General features: G+C 63.8%; 14 protein-coding genes. 5 read left to right on the top strand and 9 right to left on the bottom strand.

The features are described 5' to 3' along the window. Positions 1–9 precede the first annotated feature (9 nt). Complete coding sequence (locus tag KOM00_RS06855; RefSeq protein ID WP_216498156.1) at positions 10–741, bottom strand: class I SAM-dependent methyltransferase; 732 nt, start codon at positions 739–741, stop codon at positions 10–12. Beyond that, complete coding sequence (locus KOM00_RS06850; protein WP_216498155.1) at positions 731–2,095, bottom strand: glycosyltransferase family 2 protein; 1,365 nt, start codon at positions 2,093–2,095, stop codon at positions 731–733. The genes KOM00_RS06855 and KOM00_RS06850 overlap by 11 nt, the downstream gene beginning before the upstream one ends. A gap of 242 nt (positions 2,096–2,337) precedes the next feature. Between KOM00_RS06850 and KOM00_RS06845 the strand changes: the two genes are divergently transcribed. The 5 genes from KOM00_RS06845 (at position 2,338) to KOM00_RS06825 (ending at position 7,247) form a co-directional block, all read left to right on the top strand. Then, entirely contained in the window at positions 2,338–3,849 is a 1,512-nt protein-coding gene (locus KOM00_RS06845; protein ID WP_216498154.1) for a hypothetical protein, read from the top strand. 12 nt (positions 3,850–3,861) lie between these two features. Continuing rightward, positions 3,862–4,740 carry an alpha-1,2-fucosyltransferase gene (locus KOM00_RS06840; RefSeq protein WP_216498153.1) on the top strand — a complete coding sequence of 293 codons (879 nt, stop codon included), beginning with the start codon at positions 3,862–3,864 and terminating at the stop codon, positions 4,738–4,740. Between the two features lie 2 nt (positions 4,741–4,742). Beyond that, positions 4,743–5,810 (top strand): glycosyltransferase family 2 protein, encoded by a 1,068-nt coding sequence (locus KOM00_RS06835; protein ID WP_216498152.1) that lies wholly within the window; start codon positions 4,743–4,745, stop codon positions 5,808–5,810. A gap of 92 nt (positions 5,811–5,902) precedes the next feature. Continuing rightward, entirely contained in the window at positions 5,903–6,310 is a 408-nt protein-coding gene (locus tag KOM00_RS06830; protein ID WP_216498151.1) for a hemerythrin domain-containing protein, read from the top strand. Between the two features lie 172 nt (positions 6,311–6,482). Continuing rightward, on the top strand, positions 6,483–7,247 hold the full coding sequence (locus KOM00_RS06825; RefSeq protein WP_216498149.1) for an undecaprenyl-diphosphate phosphatase: 765 nt from the start codon (positions 6,483–6,485) through the stop codon (positions 7,245–7,247). Positions 7,248–7,318: 71 nt separating this feature from the next. Here KOM00_RS06825 and KOM00_RS06820 read toward each other — a convergent pair whose 3' ends face one another. The 7 genes from KOM00_RS06820 to KOM00_RS06790 all read right to left on the bottom strand — a co-directional run bounded on the left by KOM00_RS06820 (position 7,319) and on the right by KOM00_RS06790 (position 17,084). Further along, positions 7,319–8,056 carry a sulfite exporter TauE/SafE family protein gene (locus KOM00_RS06820; RefSeq protein ID WP_216498147.1) on the bottom strand — a complete coding sequence of 246 codons (738 nt, stop codon included), beginning with the start codon at positions 8,054–8,056 and terminating at the stop codon, positions 7,319–7,321. A 125-nt stretch (positions 8,057–8,181) separates the two neighbouring features. Next, positions 8,182–9,567, bottom strand: a complete 1,386-nt coding sequence (locus KOM00_RS06815) for a NarK family nitrate/nitrite MFS transporter (RefSeq protein ID WP_216498145.1) — start codon at positions 9,565–9,567, stop codon at positions 8,182–8,184. 242 nt (positions 9,568–9,809) lie between these two features. Next, complete coding sequence (locus tag KOM00_RS06810) at positions 9,810–10,475, bottom strand: respiratory nitrate reductase subunit gamma (protein WP_216498144.1); 666 nt, start codon at positions 10,473–10,475, stop codon at positions 9,810–9,812. Then, positions 10,469–11,014 (bottom strand): nitrate reductase molybdenum cofactor assembly chaperone, encoded by a 546-nt coding sequence (narJ, locus tag KOM00_RS06805; RefSeq protein ID WP_216498143.1) that lies wholly within the window; start codon positions 11,012–11,014, stop codon positions 10,469–10,471. The genes KOM00_RS06810 and narJ overlap by 7 nt, the downstream gene beginning before the upstream one ends. After that, a complete protein-coding gene (gene narH / locus KOM00_RS06800; protein WP_216498141.1) occupies positions 11,011–12,465 on the bottom strand; it encodes a nitrate reductase subunit beta in 1,455 nt (484 codons plus the stop codon). The genes narJ and narH overlap by 4 nt, the downstream gene beginning before the upstream one ends. A 213-nt stretch (positions 12,466–12,678) precedes the next feature. Continuing rightward, positions 12,679–16,263, bottom strand: coding sequence for a nitrate reductase subunit alpha (locus KOM00_RS06795; protein WP_216498139.1), 3,585 nt, complete (start codon positions 16,261–16,263; stop codon positions 12,679–12,681). Then, a complete protein-coding gene (locus KOM00_RS06790) occupies positions 16,263–17,084 on the bottom strand; it encodes a c-type cytochrome (protein WP_216498138.1) in 822 nt (273 codons plus the stop codon). Before KOM00_RS06790 ends, KOM00_RS06795 begins: the two co-directional genes overlap by 1 nt. Between the last annotated feature and the right edge of the window lie 283 nt (positions 17,085–17,367).

Below are 17,367 nucleotides of genomic sequence, written 5' to 3'. Positions count from 1 at the left end.
TCAGTCGTGTCAGCGCCGGACCAGCTCGATGAAGACGAAGCTCCCCGAGTCCGGGAGTAACCGGGCCAGCAGACGGTCCGCGGCGAGGACCGCGTCGATGGCGCAGGACGGCACGAGGCTCCACTTCTTGAGCCCGCCGCAGAGCCAGTAGAGTAGGGGGGAGTGCGGCTGGTAGCGCTCCAGTTGCAGATCGGGGAACCGCTCCCGGAACAGCCGCAGGTCGCGCCGGAACACGATCCAGGCCAGCGCGCCGTTCGCGCCGGAGAGCGGACCCGCGGACTGGAAGGCCCATTCTTTGGCCTCCGGGTCGCAGGGTTCGTGGTGCAGATGGCGCAGTATCGGCCTGCTCAAAAAACCGACGTGCTGGTCGGCGATGAGAAGCCTGCCGCCGGGAACCAGGACGCGCTCGGCTTCGCGGAGAAAGGCCCCCGTGTCGGGAATGTGGTGGAAGACGTTGGTCATGCAGAGAAAGCGAAGGCTCCCCTCGGGGTAGGGGAGGCTGGTGCCGTCCAGCACCAGGTCGACGCCGGGGTAGGGGACGATGTCCGAGGTGACCAGCTCCGGGACGACTTCTTTAGCGAAGCCTGCCCCCGAACCGATCTCCAGCGCCGTGCCTGTGCCGGGGGAGCGCGCCAGGACGCGCCGGTATTCGCGGTAGACCTCGAGGTAGAAGCGCTTCAGGGCCGGTTTCCCCTCGATGGCTGCGCGGATCTCGCCGTATCGGTCCGGGCTATCGAGCACCCTTTCTCCTCACTCCCAGCTTGATGCGGAACAGCCCGATCAGGGTCATCTTGAGCAGCATGAAGCCGTGGCTGAACCTGCTGATGTTGGTGCTGCCGTAGGTCCGGTTCAGGTATCGGATCGGGACGTCGGTGATGCCCAGGGCGAGCTGCGCCGCCGGGAAGAGGAGCTCGAAGTCGCCGAAGGGGTCGAAGTCCCCGAACTGCTCGCGCCACGCGAGGACCCGGCGGTAGTCATGGCGCGCCAGCAGCTTCGTTCCGCACAGGGAGTCCCCAAGCCTGGCATCGAGGACCCAACTGAGGGCCTTGGCGAAGAAGGTGTTGCCCAGGCGGTTCAGAAAGCGCATCGCCTCCCCCTCCATGGGGTAGACCAGCCGCGAGCCGTTGACGAAGTCGGCCTGTCCGCTGCAGTAGGCGTCGTAGAACCGGTGCAAAAGCTCCGGAGGCATGGTGAGGTCGGCGTCCAGTATGGTGAGGAGCTCCCCCCTGGCCTTGGAAAACCCGAGCGCCACCGCGTCCTTCTTCCCTTTGCCGCTTTGCTGCATGGCCTTGATGTCGTAGCGGTCGCCGTAGAGTTCCTTGACCCTCAGGATCTCCTCCCAGGTCCCGTCGCTGGAATGCCCCTCCACGAAGATCACCTCCAGGTCGCACCCCAGGTCGGGCATCCGCTTCATCGCGTTCTCGATGTTGCCGCGCTCGTTTCTGGCCGGGATCAGGACCGAAAGGGAGGGGCGTCTCGACTCCGGCCCCTTCACCGGCTTCAGCACGGTGACGTAGACGAGCCCCAGCCAGCGCAGCAGGGGGAGGCAGGGTGCGACCCGGTTGACGAGGTCGCCAAGCCCCAACAGCCGCCAGGGGCAGTAAAGCGCGAGGCGTCTCCTGACGATGGTGTAGCCGGAGAGCTGCGCGATGTTGTCCAGGTCCACCTTGGTGATGAAGGTGGTCGGCACCTCGCCGCTGCGCAGGCCGAGCCGGTTGGCCAAGCGGTACAGCCACCCCAGGTAGGGGTTGTAGATCACCATGATCACCCGGGAGGTCCGGGACAGGGAAGGGTGAAGCTGCATCAGCAGCCCCTGGATATCGTAGTGGTGGTTGACGGTACCGTTCAGCAGCACCGCGGTCCTTTTCTCGGTCTCGCCGGAAAGGTCCGGGAACCGGGCCTCGTCGCGCAGCGCCGACTTCTCGCCGCACTGGAGCTCCTGCAGCAGCAGGCCGGAATCCTCCTCCCGGGGGAGCCATTGGATGGTCCGGTCGTAGAACCGGGTGGTCGCGGAAATCTCACCAGCCAGCAGGCCGTTTATGTACCTCTTCCATGAGGGGATCCTGGATCCCTCCTGGTCGCGTTTGAAAAACATGGATGCTCCCGACTCGTCATCTGCCCCGGCCCTTCATGAGCCCTGGCGGGCTCCCCTTTATAGCACGCATCGGCGTGACAGGGGATGCTAAAAATGCCGTTTTCGGTAAAAATCGTCGGCAGTTGCAACCTTCCCGCTTTTTCTGTATAGATAGGTGGACCAATTTTGCCGCTCTCGGAGCCGGGTCTTGCGCCCCGGGACGCGGCGGGCGCCGGCGGTCGCCGGACCGCCCTGCGAGTCTTATGAAATACCCGCTACCACATCTCTTTTTCGCGCTGCTAATACTGGCGGGTTCTTTCTTCCTGCTTCGTCTTCCCTTCTATGCCCAGGAACTGGTCGGAGAGGAGGGGATCATCGCCCACCTGTTCCTCAACGAGGTCAAAAAGCCCGACTATCTCCTGCTGGCCCGCATCGACGGCGTGAACCAGATGACGGCTCCGCAGCACCCGGCGCCGATGTACCAGGCCATCAACGGCGTCGGCAAGGTGGTGCGGCAACTGGTTCCCTTCGGGAAGCTCGACCCGCTGGAGAGCGCCTTCGTGCTCCGGGTGGTGTTTTCGCTCCCGCTTTTCCTGGTGCTCCTTTCCGGAGTGGTCTACCTCTACCGCTGCGGCAACGAGAACCTCTACTACTGGCTGGCCCTCCTCGTCGGCTTCGCCTCCTCGCCGGTACTCCTGGTGAGTTCCACGGAACTGCAGCTCGACGCCAGTTTCGGCATCGGCTCCTTCGGGCTTTGGGCCCTTGCCGTGACCGCGCTCTCCGGTTCCCTCCCGGCGCGCCTCTATCGCCACGGTGCGGTGCTCTTTCTCGCCTGTTTTGCGGCGGGGCTTGGGAAGAACGAGTGGTCCCTGGTCCTGTGTGTTACCCTGTTCGCTGGCGTCGCCTACGCCTGGTTCAGCGCGCGGTCCCGCGGCGCGGGAGGGGGGGCGGTTGCCATCCTGCTGTTGGGCCTGTTCGGACTGCTGGCCGGGAACCTGTTCAGCTACCTGGACGACCCCCTGAACTACGTCATGGGGTGGCAGTTGATGTCCTCCATGTCGAAACACGAGTCGATCTTCAACCTGGCGAAACTGCAGCAGTTGCTCGGCGTCATGGGGGCCAGGTGGACCTACGTGGCACAGGCCCTCCTCCTGATCCTTTGCTCCTCCTTCCTGTTCCTCAGGGCGCGCTTTGCCGGTGGCCGCATGGAACGATGGGGGGCGGGGCTCCTGTTTCTGGGCGGGCTCTACTACCTCTCCACCTGGAACGAGATGGTCCCTTTCAACATCGTCTCCTTCCTTGTGCCGCTGGCCGTCCTGGTATTCGCCCTGATCCTGATCGCCTGGCTTGCCGACGGCGAGGGGAAGGCGCCCCTGTCAGCGTTTTCCCTGGTGCCGGCGCTTTTCTCCCTGCTTTTGTTCGCTGCCTATTTCGTTTCCACCTGGGAAGGGGGACCGCGCTATTATGCCGTGGCGCAGATCGTTTCCCTGTTCGCCCTCGTCTCCGTGCTGCGCGTGCAAAGTGTCTCGGCGCAGAGAAAGCTGCTGGTGTGCGTCACCCTCTCCCTGCTCGTGCTGCACGCCGTCTCCTGGGCCAACCGCGGGCGTTACCAGCGCGTGGTGGTTCATACCCCCGACCGGCAGGGGAACTGTCTCCCGGTGCTGAGTTCCGGCGAGGCCGTCTTCAAGAAGGGCGATTTCCTTGGGAGCTCGTGCAGCAGGGAGTATTTGCAGCAGATGTCGAAAAAGTACAACCGGCCGCTTTGCGGGCCCTGACGGGACATGTCCATGATCATCGTGAAATTGATGGGAGGGCTTGGGAACCAGATGTTCCAGTACGCTGCCGCCAGGCGGCTCGCCTGGGTGAGTGGCGTCCCCCTGAAGCTGGACCTCGGGTGGTTCCAGGGATCCTTGCCCGGAACCACACCCAGGGAGTACGCCCTGGGTCCCTTCAACATAGCCGGGGAGTGCGCCTCCGCCTCTGAGATAGCCCGCCTCGCCCCCCGTCAGGGTACACTCGGGAAACTGCTGGCTCGCTGCCTTCCTTTTGGAGGCTCGTACCTGCCGGAGCGGCACTTCCACTTCGACCCGGCGCTGCTGGCACCGCGCAAAAGCGCCTACCTCGACGGTTACTGGCAGAGCGAGAAGTACTTCTGTGACATCCGCGACACCATCTGCGCCGATCTCACCCTGAAAGAAGCGCCGCAGGGGAGCAACCGCGACCTGGCCGAGCGGCTCGCGGACCCCGCTCTTGCCAGCGTGTCGCTGCACATACGCAGGGGGGATTACGTCTCCTGTCCCTCGGCCTCGTCGGTCCACGGCAGCTGCTCCCCCGAGTACTACGCCCGCGCCGTCGCCTCCCTTGCAGCCCGGGTGGAGCGGCCGCACTTCTTCATTTTCTCCGACGAGCCGGAGTGGGTCCCCGACAACTTCCCTCTCGACCACCCCTGCACCATAGTGGCGCACAACCCTCCGGAACAGGGGCATGAGGACCTCCGGCTGATGACCCTGTGCAGGCATCACATCATCGCCAACAGCAGCTTCAGCTGGTGGGGCGCCTGGCTCTGCCGCAACCGCGACAAGATCGTGATCGCGCCGCAGACCTGGTTCGCCGGCGCCAGCCACGACACCGGCGACGTGATCCCCGCGTCCTGGACGAGGATGTAGCCATGACTGCAGCCGCCCAGCCCAAGGTGACGGTACTGATGCCGGTCTACAACGGCGAACTCTTCCTGCGCGAGGCGATCGACAGCATCCTCGCGCAGAGCTTTGCGGAGTTCGAGCTGTTGGTGATCGACGACGGGTCCAGCGACGCCAGTGCCGCCATCGCCGCTTCCTATGCCGATTCGCGCCTCCGGCTTATTCAAAACGGCGCCAACCTCGGGCTGATCGAGACCTTGAACCGCGGCATCGAGCTTGCCCGTGGCGAGTACATCCTGCGCATGGACTGCGACGACGTGAGTCTTCCCGAGCGTCTGCGAAAGCAGGTCGACTTCATGGATCGTTTTCCCGAGGTGGGTGTCTGCGGAGTGTGGTATCTGGAGTTCGGCCCGAAGCTGCGCCGGATCACCCGCTGTGCCGCCGACCACGAGAGCATCAGGTGCGGCACGCTCTTCAACCCCGTGGTGGGGCACCCCTCCGTGATCCTGCGCCGGAAGCTATTGCTGGAGCACGGCCTGCGTTACGACCCGGCCTACCGCCACGCCGAAGACTACCAGCTCTGGTCGCAAGCACTTCAGCACTGCCGTTTTGCCAACATCCCCGAGGTGCTGTTGCACTACCGGGTACACCCGGGCCAGGTGACCGCACAACATGCCCGGCAGCAGATGGAGTCCGCGGGGAGGGTGCGGCTGCGCCTGATCCGGGAGCTGGGGATCGAGCCCGACGCCGAGGAGTTCGAGATCCACCAGGTGCTGAGCGCTCTTACCCGCCCCCTTCATTTCCCTTTCCAGGAGCTTCCCGCGGCACGGCAGCTGGAGCGGATCGACCGCTGGCTCTGCAAGCTCAAGGAGGCCAACGACCAGCGCGGCATCTATCCGGAGCCGCAGTTCTCGACCATGCTGGTCGAGCGTTGGGTCGGCGTCTGCCTGGTGAACTTCGTCGCCAGGGGGATTTTCACACGCCGCCTGTTCACCCCCCCCGGGCTCTTCGCCCTCACCGGTTCCGGCCTGCGACGCGCCGGCAACTTTGTTTTCCGCCGTCTGCGCACCGGTATTTCCGATTCCTTCTTTTCTTGACCTGCATCAAGCCGCACATCTCCCGACAGGCCTATACTCGGATCAATGGAAACGTCCGATGGGACCATAAAAGCGAGTAGGAGAGGTGACGTATGGCAAGGTTGATAGATGAGTTGAAACGGGATCACGTGGCAATCGAAGCGATGCTTAACCGCGTTAAGGATACCAGTATCACCAACAAGGAGGCGCACCAGCTCCTGCTCTCGGCGCAGGCGACGCTGCTTGCGCATCTGCGCAAAGAGGACGCGCAACTGTACCCGGTGCTGAACAAGGCCGCACAGGCGGACCAGGGGTTGAAGCGCACGGTGGATTTCTACGCCAAGGACATGGAGGAGATCTCCGGCAACGCCATCGCCTTTTTCAAGAAATATTCCGCCGACGACGCGGTGATCGACATCGAGTTCGCCAAGGCGCTCGGCAGGCTTTTCGCCACCATCTCCAGGAGGCTGCGCAGCGAGGAGAATACCCTCTACGCGGCTTACGATAAGCTGCACCACTGAAACCCGCTCTTCCTGGAGCCGCGGGGCGTCCCTCCGTGGCTCCAGGTCTTTCCCTGCTCCTCCCGGCTAGCCCTGTCGCGCAAAAATCTCTCCGGCGCATGTTCCCTTTACAACGCAGGCTCGATCGGTTATTTTGCTCTGTCGAACCAGCGCAGTCAAAGGAGTGTATTTCGTGGGTATTTTCGAGTCGATCATACTGGGTATCGTGGAGGGGCTGAGCGAGTTCCTTCCCGTTTCTTCCACCGGGCATCTCATCCTGGCGTCGGCCCTGCTGAAGCTTCAGCAGTCCGAGACGCACAAGGTCTTCGAGGTGGTCATCCAACTGGGGGCGATGCTAGCCGTCGTCGAGGTGTACCGCAAGCAGCTCTTCTCCCGTCCCGACCTGATCAAGAAGGTCTGTTTCGCTTTTCTCCCGACCGGCACCATCGGGTTTCTGCTCTACAAGCTGGTGAAGTCCTTATTCCAGCCTTCACTGGTGAGTTACATGCTCATCGCCGGCGGCGTGGCGTTCATCGTCATCGAGCTCTGGATGAAGGACCGGCCGGCGACCACCCACACCCTGGACGAGATCAGCTACAAGCAGGCCTTCTGCATCGGGCTGGTACAGTGCCTTTCCATGGTGCCGGGGGTCTCGCGCTCCGGGGCGACCATCATGGGCGGTCTGCTGTTCGGCCTGGACCGGAAGGACGCCGCGGAATTCTCCTTCCTTTTGGCCCTTCCCACCATGTTTGCCGCCACCTGTTACGACATCTACAAGAACTACACTGTGTTCCACACGGGAGATTGGCAGAACATCGCCGTCGGATTCGTCACCTCGTTCATCTTCGGCGTGATCGGCATCAAGGCGCTCCTGAAGTTCGTCACCAGCCACACCTTCATCCCCTTCGGCATCTATCGCATCGTGGTAGGCGTGATCTTCCTGGTTTTTCTCTTCTAGGAGTGGTCAGCTAGGGGTGAAGCCAAGGGGGGCGGAGCATCTGAGGGCATCGCCCTCACCCCTGATTAGCACTACACCAGCAATAGCTTGAAACCGGCGATGGCCAGGACGAGCGAGAGGACCCGCATGATGGTGGGGACGGGAAGGTGGCGACTCCCTAAAAGCGAGCCGACCACGCCACCCAGGAGCGCGCTTCCGGCCATGAACGGCGCATAGCTCGGTATCGCCTGCACCCCGCTCAAGTGCCCCAGCAGCCCCGCGCAGGAATTCACCAGGATGAAGAGCGCGGCCACCGCTGAAACCTCCCTCGCTTCTCCCCATTTGAACAACAACAGCAGCGGACTGAGGAAGATGCCGCCCCCCACGCCGGTGAGACCGGAAAGAAGGCCGAGGACTGCCCCGATGACGAGGGCCGTCGGGGTCGAGGGTGGAGTGGTGCGGGCAGACGCCTGGTTCTTCTGCAGCAGCAGGCGCGATGCCGACAGAAGCAACAACACGCCGACCAGCGGCCGGTAGATGTGGGAGGGGAGGGTGAGGTACCCTCCCAGGAAGCTGAAGGGGATCGAGGTCGCCGCGAAGGGCCAGAACAGGCGCCACGAGAAATGCCCGGCGCGGGCGAAGGAGAAGGTGGCGATGCCTGCCACCAGGAGGTTCAAGGTGAGCGCCGTCGGCTTGAAGACCTCCGGCGCCACGCTGAACAGCGCCAGCACCGCGATGTACCCCGAAGCGCCGCCGTGCCCCACGCAGGAATAGAGGACCGCCACCACCAGGGTGCAAAACAACATCGGTATCAGAAGTTCCAGGATCATGTAGCCCTCTGGCGGCCCGGCAGCGTTTCACGCTGCAGACCTTCAGTGTTGTCGCGAACTTGCCCTGTCCCGCCAGGCACCGGGGAAAGATACCATACTTTCCCGGTACTGTCCCGGCCTACCCCTCAGCAGGGCATCTCCGCATTCCTGCGCGAATACCAGTACCAGGTCAGGACGATGCAGCTCAGGTAAAAAACCAGGAACCCGTAAAGGGCGGCCTGCGGGCCGCCGGTCAGCGTGATGGAGCTCCCGAACGCCTTGGGTATGAAGAAGGCGCCGTAGGCTGCAAACGCTGAGCAGAAGCCGAGAACTGCCGCTGCCTCTTTCGCCGCCTCGGCCGTGGCTTTGGCCTGAGCCTCGCGCCTTTGGTCCGCAGCCGCACGCTGGCGCTCGGTGAGAAAAATGACCGGGATCATCCGGAAGGTAGAGCCGTTGCCGATTCCGGTGGTCACGAACATGAGGATGAACATGGCCAGAAAGCCCCAGAAGTTGCCGGGGTTGCCCTGGCTCGGAAGGTAGTGCAGCACCCCGAAGGCGGCTGCCGTCATGGCGGTGAAATTCCAGAAGGTGACCCGCGCCCCTCCGAGTTTATCGGCGATCCAGCCGCCCAGCGGACGGCACAGCGCACCAACCAGGGGGCCCAGGAAGGCGTACTGCATCGGGTTGACGCTCGGGAACTGCGACTTGATCAGAAGCGGCAGTCCGGCGGAGTAGCCGATGAAAGAGCCGAAGGTGCCCAGATAGAGCCAGCACATGATCCAGTTGTGCTTGCGTTTGAAGATCACCGACTGCTCCTTGAACGACGCCTTGGCCTCAGCGATGTCGTTCATGCCGAACCAGGCGGCCAGTGTGGAGAGGACGATGAAGGGGACCCAGACGAAGCCCGCGTTCTGCATCCAGACCGAGGTGGCCCCCCCCTTGATGACGCAAACCTGGGGGGCGCCGCACAGGGCGCTGAACGTGCCGCTGGTGATCACCAGCGGCACCAGGAATTGCATTGCGCTCACGCCGAGGTTGCCGAGTCCTGCATTTAGCCCCAGGGCGGTACCCTTGAGCGTCTTCGGGAAGAAAAAGCTGATGTTGGACATGCTGGAGGCGAAGTTGCCGCCGCCGAGGCCGCAGAGAAAGGCCAGCAGCAGCATGGTGGTGTAGCTCGTGTGCGGGTCCCTGACCGCGAAGCCGATGCCGACCGCAGGGATCAGCAGCGACGCCGTGCTGATGGTGGTCCAGGCCCTGCCGCCGAAGATGGGGACCATGAAGGAGTAGAAGATCCTGAGCGTGGCCCCGGAAAGTCCCGGCAGCGCCGCCAGCCAGAACAGCTTGTCCGCGTCGAAGGAGAAGCCGATCGACTGCAGGTTCACCACCACAACGCTCCAGACCATCCAGACCGCGAAGGAGAGGAAGAGGGCCGGGATCGAGATCCACAGGTTGCGGTAGGCGATCGCCTTGCCCTCCTGCTCCCAGAACTGCGCATCCTCCGGGGTCCATACTGCCAGTACTCGTGACGACATCATCCCTCCATATTTTCTCAAATGCTCAAATGTTGCATTCACCCCCCCCTCCCTCGGGAGAGGGGCGGGGGTGAGGGCGTTGCAATAACGCGACATCGTGCCATGTGCCAGCACCCCTCACCCGGCCTCCGGCCACCCTCTCCCAGGGGGCGAGGGGATGGCACAGTGCAGATTGCAGAGGTTGCGGTTTCCCCCACTCACAGCGGGAGAGGGGATGGACGGCGAGCGTAGTTCAATACGACTTACTTCGACCGCCAGCGGTACAAAAGCGGCGGGTCCTTCAGGAAATCGACCGGCAGGTAGAGCATGTGCACCAGCTTGGTGAAGGGGAGCACGGCCACGATCAGGAAGGCGCAGGCGGCGTGCAGCTTGAACACCAGGGGGAGGTCGGCGACGTACTCGATCTGCGGCTGGAACGACACGATGGACCAGAGGTAGGGAACCGCGGTGTGCAGGTACCACTGCGAGCCCCAGCGCATGAAGTAGCCGATGTAGATCCCCGTGCCGGCCTGGAACAGGAGCAGGTAGAGGATAAGCCAGTCCGAGCTGAAGGTGACTCGCTTCAGCATCCCCGAGTTCACGCGGCGCAGCAAAAGGAGCAGCACCCCGAGCACCGCGAAGATGCCGAGCCCGAGCAGCACGCTTTCCACGCCGAGCAGGGTTTGTGGATTGCCGAGGAAGCGCTTGAAGACGCCTGGAAAGGCGAAGCCGACCACGTGCGCCAAAAGGATAGGCAGGATGCCGTAGTGCCACGGGTTGATCCCCCAGTAGAGGATATTTCGTTCCAGAAACTGGGTCGAATAGGCGGACCAGGTCAGCCTGTTGCTGAGGAAGCGGTACGGGGTGACCAGGAGCACCAGGGCCAGGGCCGCGTAGGGCAGGGCGATGAAGATGAAAGAGTTCAGCATGTTGCCTCCTCACGGCAATCCGCGCTGCACAAGAGCTCGGCCGCCTCGACCAGGGTGAGCCATGGGGACGTATCGCGTTGTGCCGAGGAGCCGAGCAACTTGTTGATTGCCGGCAGTACCAGTTTCTCGATGAACTCGCGGCGGGACTGGTCCTCGCCGCGGCGTGCGAGGTGCGCCAGGAAGGCGAGCACCACGCCGAGGTGGTCCGGAAGTTCGTCCTGCGGCGCCTCGAAGTCATACCTGCCGTACTCCTGCTTCACCTGGATCATGTAGCCCCCCTTCTTCTGGTTGTCCCCGTACAGGTGGTGACCCAGGTAGGGAGCCGCCGCCGGGTTGAAGTCGAAGCGGGCCACGTAATCTTCCTGCAATTCGGAAAGGGTGGAGCCGCTCAGCATCTCGCCAAAGAGGTGGGTGCGCGATTCGATGCCGCTCTGTCTCAGGTAGGAGGCCAGGGCGTCGTAGGAGCTATCGAGCTCCTCTCTCTGCTCTGGGTACTCGAAAAGCCGCGACAGGGCCTGGTAACTCTGCTGCATGCTCATTTCGCTCCCCCCCTGGTCTTTTTAAGGATGCCGAAGCCCGCCTCCTGCTTGCGCCGCTCCGGATCCTGCTCCTCGCGCTGCTGGGGGGGGATCACGTTGCGCTCGTTGTAGCCCGCAACCGTGAAGAGCCGGTACAGCCTTTTCGCAGCGGCTTCGTCCAGCCCCGCCTCCTTGAGCAGCGCCGGGTCGGCCGGCAGCCTCAGGTTCTCGGCCCGCATCTGCACCCTCAGGGCGATCAGCTTCTTCAGCGCTTCCTCGATGACGCCCTCGTTGCCGCCGGAGAGAAGGCTCGCCAGGTAGCCGATCGGGACGCGCAAGGTCTCCAGGGCCGGGATCATGCCATGCTCCAGGAGCTTATGGGTATCGCCCCAGGTCGAGAGGACCGGCGAAAGGGACGGGATGTAGTACGCCATGGGGAGGGTCCTGAACTCCGGGTGCAGCGGGAGCGCGACCCGGAACTCCTTCACCAGCGCATAGACCGGTGAGGCGACCGCCGCATCCAGCCACTGGTCAGAGATCCCGTTTTCCCGTGCCATCCTGCAAACTTCCGGATCCCGCGGGTCGAGGATCACGTCGCGATGCGCCTCGACGAGTTCCGCGTCCCCCTTGAGTGCGGCCGCCTCCACGGCATCGGCGTCATAGAGCAGCACCCCGACGTAGCGGATGCGCCCGACGCAGCTGTGGGCGCAGGCGTTGCACTGCCCGGTCTCCACGCGGGGATAGCAGAAGATGCACTTCTCGGCCTTGCCGGTGTTCCAGTTGTAATAAACCTTCTTGTACGGGCAGGCGCTGGTGCAGAAACGCCACCCCTTGCAGACCTCCTGGTCCACCAGCACGATGCCGTCCTCGCCGCGCTTGTAGAGGGCGCGGGAGGGGCAGGAGGCGACGCAGGCCGGGTTCAGGCAGTGGTTGCAGATGCGCGGCAGATACTGCATGAACATCGAGTCGTACGACTCGATCACCTTCTTGTCCTTGAGGTTCAGGTCCTTCGCGGCGTACACCTGCGAACCGGAGAGGTCGTCGTCCCAGTTCGGTCCCCCCTGGATCTCCTCGATCTTCTTGCCGGAAATCTGGGAGAATGCCTCTGCGACCGGCTGGTCCTTGGACTCCTTGGCGCCGGCGAGGTTGCCGTAGTCGAAGTCGAAGGGCTCGTAGTAGTCCTCGATCTTGGGCATGTTGGGCTGGAAGAACATGCTGGCCAGGGTGGGGCCTTTCCCCATCGCCTTCAGCTTCAGTTTCTTGCCGTCTACCACCCAGCCCCCCTTGAAGCGCTCCTGGTCCTCCCACTGCCTGGGATAGCCCACACCCGGCTTGGTCTCGACGTTGTTCCACCACATGTATTCCGCGCCCTGGCGGTCGGTCCAGATGTTCTTGCAGGAGATGGAACAGGTGTGGCATCCGATGCACTTGTCCAGGTTGAACACCATCACTATCTGAGCTCTTACATCCATTTATGGCTCCTTGATCGCCGCATTGCCCCGGCCGCTCACGATCGGGATTTACAGCGCTCGGCGTTTTATTGCGTTCGTGGTAACCGTAGGGGCGAATAATCATTCGCCCTGCCCAGCGTGCCCCTTGAAAGGTGACGATGTGGGGTGGCGCGGCCAGGTTTGGGCGAATGATCATTCGCCCCTACAGGTCGCCCCCCCAAAGACGTGCAGACTTTACTTGAGCTTCCTGACCACCACGTAACTGTCGCGGTTGACGCCGGTTGGCCCCCAGTAGTTGAAGTAGTAGCTGAACTGAGCGTACCCCCCAAGCATCAGGGTCGGCTTGAGGCGGATCCTGGAGAGGCTGTTGTGCACGCCGCCACGCTTGCCGCTTTTCTTCGACTTCTTGATGTTCAGGGTCCGCTCCGGCGCGTGGTACATGACCGCCGCACCCCTCGGGATCCTGGAGGAGACGATGGAGCGACAGACCACGACGCCGTTTGCGTTGTAGACCTCGATCTGCTCGTTGTCCTCGATGCCGGCTCCGGCCGCATCGAGGTGGTTCAGCCAGACCGCCTGCCCGCCGCGCGAGAGGGTGAGCATCCGCAGGTTGTCGCTGTAGGTGGAGTGGATCCCCCACTTGCCGTGCGGGGTCAGGAAGTTAAGCACCAGCCCGGTCTCCCCCTCGGTCTCGTCCAGAAGCGCCGGATTCAGTTTCCCCTTGAAAGTGGGGAGCCCCTCGTGGAACTCCCGGTAGTAGGGGTGGTCCAGGTAGAGCGACTGCCGCCCGGAAAGGGTGCGCCAGGGGACCAGGTGCTCGACGTTCAGCGTGAAGGGGGAGTAGGGGCGCCCGCCGTTCACGAGCCCGCTCCAGATCGGCGAGTTGATCACCCGGCGCGGCTTCTGGGTCACGTCCTCCCACTTCACCCGGATCTCGCGCGCGCCATCCGCGATCTGCGCCAGGGGCTTGCCGACCCGCTTTTCCAGGTTCCGGTAGGCGCGGTGCGCCAGCTCGCCGTTGGTCTCCGGGGCGAGGGACAGGATCACGTCCGCCACCACCTTTTCGTCGGCAAGATCGACGAAGCTCTTGCCGTTCCAGCTCCGGTTGGGGAGTTCCCTCAAAAGCTTTTCGTGTTCGTCGTCCGCATCGTAGTAATTGCCGTGCGACCCCAGGTGCCCGATGCCGGGGCCGAGCGAGAGGAAGCGGTTGTAGAGGTTCACGTAGTCGCGCTCCACGATGGCCAGGTTGGGCATGGTCTTCCCCGGAACCGGCTCGCATTCCCCCAGTTTCCAGTCCTGCACCGTGCGCTGGGCGATCTCACCCGGGGTGTCGTGCAGAAGGGGGGCCGCGATCACGTCCTTCACCGGCGTCGGAAGATGCGTAGCCGCGAGCTCGCTCACCTTCTTGGCGATCATGCTGAAGATCTTCCAGTCCGATTTCGACTCCCATGAGGGGGGCACCGCGGCGTCCATGCAGTTCACGAAGGAGTGCATGTCGGTTGTGTTCAGGTCGCTCTTCTCGTACCAGGTGGCCGCGGGGAGCACGATGTCCGAGTACAGGGTGGAGGTGTCCATCCTGAAGTTCAGGTCCACGACCAGGTCGACCTTCGCCTCGGGCGCCTTTTCGTGCCAGACGATGTCCTGCACCTGCCCCTTGGCGACCTCCTTCGCGGTGGCGCTGGAGTTGGGTGCGCCCAGCACGTGCTTCAGGAAGAACTCGTGCCCCTTGGCGGAGGCCGAGATGGCGTTGCCGCGCCAGATGAACCAGACCTTGGGGGAGTTGCCCGGGGCGTCCGGGTCCTCGACGGCGAAGCGCGTCTTGCCGCTTTTCAACCGGTCCACCAGCCAGGAGCGGGTGGCGTCGTCGTCCCCGCACCCCTCGGCCTTGGCCTGCTTCAAAAGCTCAAGCGGGTTGGCGTCGAAGTGCGGCGCGAAGGGGAGCCACCCCAGGCGCACCGCCTTGGCGTTGAAGTCCGCCGCGTGCATGGGCATCTTGTCCCCGGTCTCCGGCTTGAAGTAGTCCACGAAGTTGCGGTCGTAGCGCCACTGGTCCGAGTGCATGTACCAGAAGGTCGGCGCGTTCTGCAGGCGGCTCCCTTTGACCCAGTCCTGCGCCATGGCGATGGAGGTCCAGGGAGAAAGCGGGGCCACCTTTTCCTGCCCGACGTAGTGGGCGAGACCCGCACCGTTTCTGCCGACGCTCCCGGTGAGGATCAGCGCCGTTATGGCGGCGCGGTAGATGAGGTCGTTGTGATACCAGTGGTTCACCCCGGCGCCGATGATGATCATGTTGCGTCCCCGGCTCTGCTCGCCGTTCTCGCCCCACTCGCGCGCGATCTTCACCAGGGTTTCCGCGTCGATGCCGGTGTGCTTTTCCTGCCACTTCGGGGTGAAGGGGAGGTCGGAGTCGTAGCCGTGCGGGTAGTCGCCGGAGAGCCCCCGGGATACGCCGAACTGGGCCATGAGGAGATCGAAGACCGTGGTCACCACGATCTCGCCGTCAGCCGTCGCGACGCGGCGCACCGGCACCTCGCGCAGCGCGTCCTTATCCCCCTCGAAGCGGAACAGGACCTTGCGTGTTTCCTGCCCGAGGAAGGTGAGGGCGGGATCGATCTCCGCGCCGTCCACCACGTCCTTCATGTCGAGGTTCCAGTTCCCCTCCTGCTTGCTCCAGCGCGAGCCGATGCTGCCGTTGGGGACGCGCACCTCGCCGCTTTTGTCGGCGACGCACAGGCACCACTCGGCGTGCTCCAGGGAGGCGGAACGCTCGAAGCGCGCGGCGCGCAGCAGCTCGCCCTGGCGCCAGGCGCCGGGTGCCTTGTCAACGTCCGGCGTGAGCTCGACCAGGAACGGGAAGTCGGTGTACCGGGTGACGTACTCCTCGAAGAAGGGGACCTTGCGCTCCGCGTAGAACTCCTTCAGGATCACGTGGTTCAGTGCCATCCAGAAGGCGCCGTCGTGCCCCTGCTCGACCGGGAGCCAGGCGTCGGCGAACTTGCTCGCCATGGAGTAGTCCGGCGACATCACCACCACCTTGGTGCCGCGGTAGCGCGCCTCGGTGAGGTAATGGGCGTCCGGAGTGCGGGTCATCGGGACGTTGGAGCCGCACAGGACGATGTAGGAGGCGTTGTACCAGTCCGCCGACTCGTTCACGTCGGTCTGCTCGCCCCAGACCTGCGGGGACGCGGGGGGAAGGTCGCAGTACCAGTCGTAGAAGCTCAGTGCGACGCCGCCGAAGAGTTGCAGAAAGCGGCTGCCCGCGGCGTAGCTGATCATCGACATGGCGGGGATGGGGGAGAAACCGACCACCCGGTCCGGGCCGTGCTTCTTGGCCGTGTAGATGCTGGAGGCCGCGATGATCTCGGTGGCGGTCTCCCAGTCGCCGCGCCGGAAGCCACCCATGCCGCGCTGTCCGGTGTAGGAGGCGCGGGACTCCGGGTTCTCCACGATGCTGGCCCACGCCTCGACCGGGTCGGCGAACAGCTTTTTCGCCTCGGTCCAGCGGTCCAAAAGGGTGCCGCGCAGGTAGGGGTGCTTGACGCGCAGCGGGCTGTAGAGGTACCAGGAGAAGCTGATGCCGCGGGTGCAGCCGCGCGGTTCGTGGTTCGGGATGGTGCCGTCGAACTGCGGGTAGTCGTTCGCCTGCAGCTCCCATCCGACGATGCCGTCCTTCACGTGCACCATCCAGCTGCAGCCGCCGGTACAGTTGACCCCGTGGGTGCTGCGTACCACCTTGTCGTACTGGGCGCGGTTCCGGTAAAGCTCCTCCCACTGGCGGTTGTGCGCCGAGCAGTCGTCCTTGATCCTGTCGTGTGACATTACTTGGTTCTCCTCTTGAAGAGCAGCACGGCGATGAGGCAGAGGGCGAAGAAGCCGAGGCCCGCCGCGGGGTACGGGTCGCTGGCAGCATGCTTTCTGGCGGCGGCGTCCTTGAACAGCGCGATCAACGCGGTGGACTCTTCATCGGTCAGGGGACGTTCCGCGTAGATCTTCTTCATGACCGGGAAACTGAGGCTCTTCAGCACCCCGCGCACCCCGTTCTCACCCATCTTGCCGTAGAGGTCGGTGAGGTCCGCCGCAAGGGCGCCGCCGTAGATGCCGGGGTAGGCGAAGCGGTGGCAGGAGACGCAGGGGGCGCCCCCCTTGGCGAAACGCTGCTTCCCGGTGAACAGGTCGCGCCCGGTCGCCAGGAGTTCCTTGGTGACCACCACTTCCGCCGGTTGCTGGGGGGCCTCGGCCTGGGCCGGTGCGGTCGCCGCCGGGGCCGCTTTACCCGCGCCAGCGGGAGCGGGAGCGCCACCCCCCAGGAATGCGACGATCTTCTCGGCATCGCCGCGGCTCACCCCGACGTTGGGCATCTCGAAGCCGAACTTCTTCACCAGTTCCGCCTGGGCCGGGTCCTTCTCCGCGGTCAGCTTGCCGGGATCGGTGATGAGCTTCACCAGCCACTCCGGGGGGTGCTTGGCCCCGACACCCTTCAGGTCGGGGCCGCCGCCGTCGCCACCCCCGATGGTGTGGCAGGAGGCACAGTGCTTGTCGAAGAGCTCCTTGCCACCGTCTGCCCGTGCGGTCCCGGAGAGGGGTATTACCAGCATGATTGCGAGAATAAAACGAATCGGCGTCAACGGCGAAAGTGGCATGGATGCTCTCCTTGAACTTCTGGCGTGTCGATACGCCCTGCTGATGCGGCGGTTGCACGGCGTGGCGATGTTGTAAACAGTTCGGATAAAGGAGACTCTAGAACAGGAGTTTGTTAAGGTTCTTGACCTAAATCAAAAAAGTGGAGATGGACCTTTCGCTAATGAGGTCCCGGCAGAGGCGGATTCATTATAACATCGAATTCAGAGTTCGCAGGGGGGGGAGGCAAGCATGGTTTCGGTGGGCGAGGATGCGGTCTTCGAAATTACCTTTGGGGCGGCACGG

It is taken from the genome of Geomonas diazotrophica (assembly GCF_018919385.1).
In the GTDB taxonomy this organism is placed as follows: domain Bacteria; phylum Desulfobacterota; class Desulfuromonadia; order Geobacterales; family Geobacteraceae; genus Geomonas; species Geomonas diazotrophica.
This window is presented reverse-complemented; position numbering and strand designations above follow the sequence as displayed.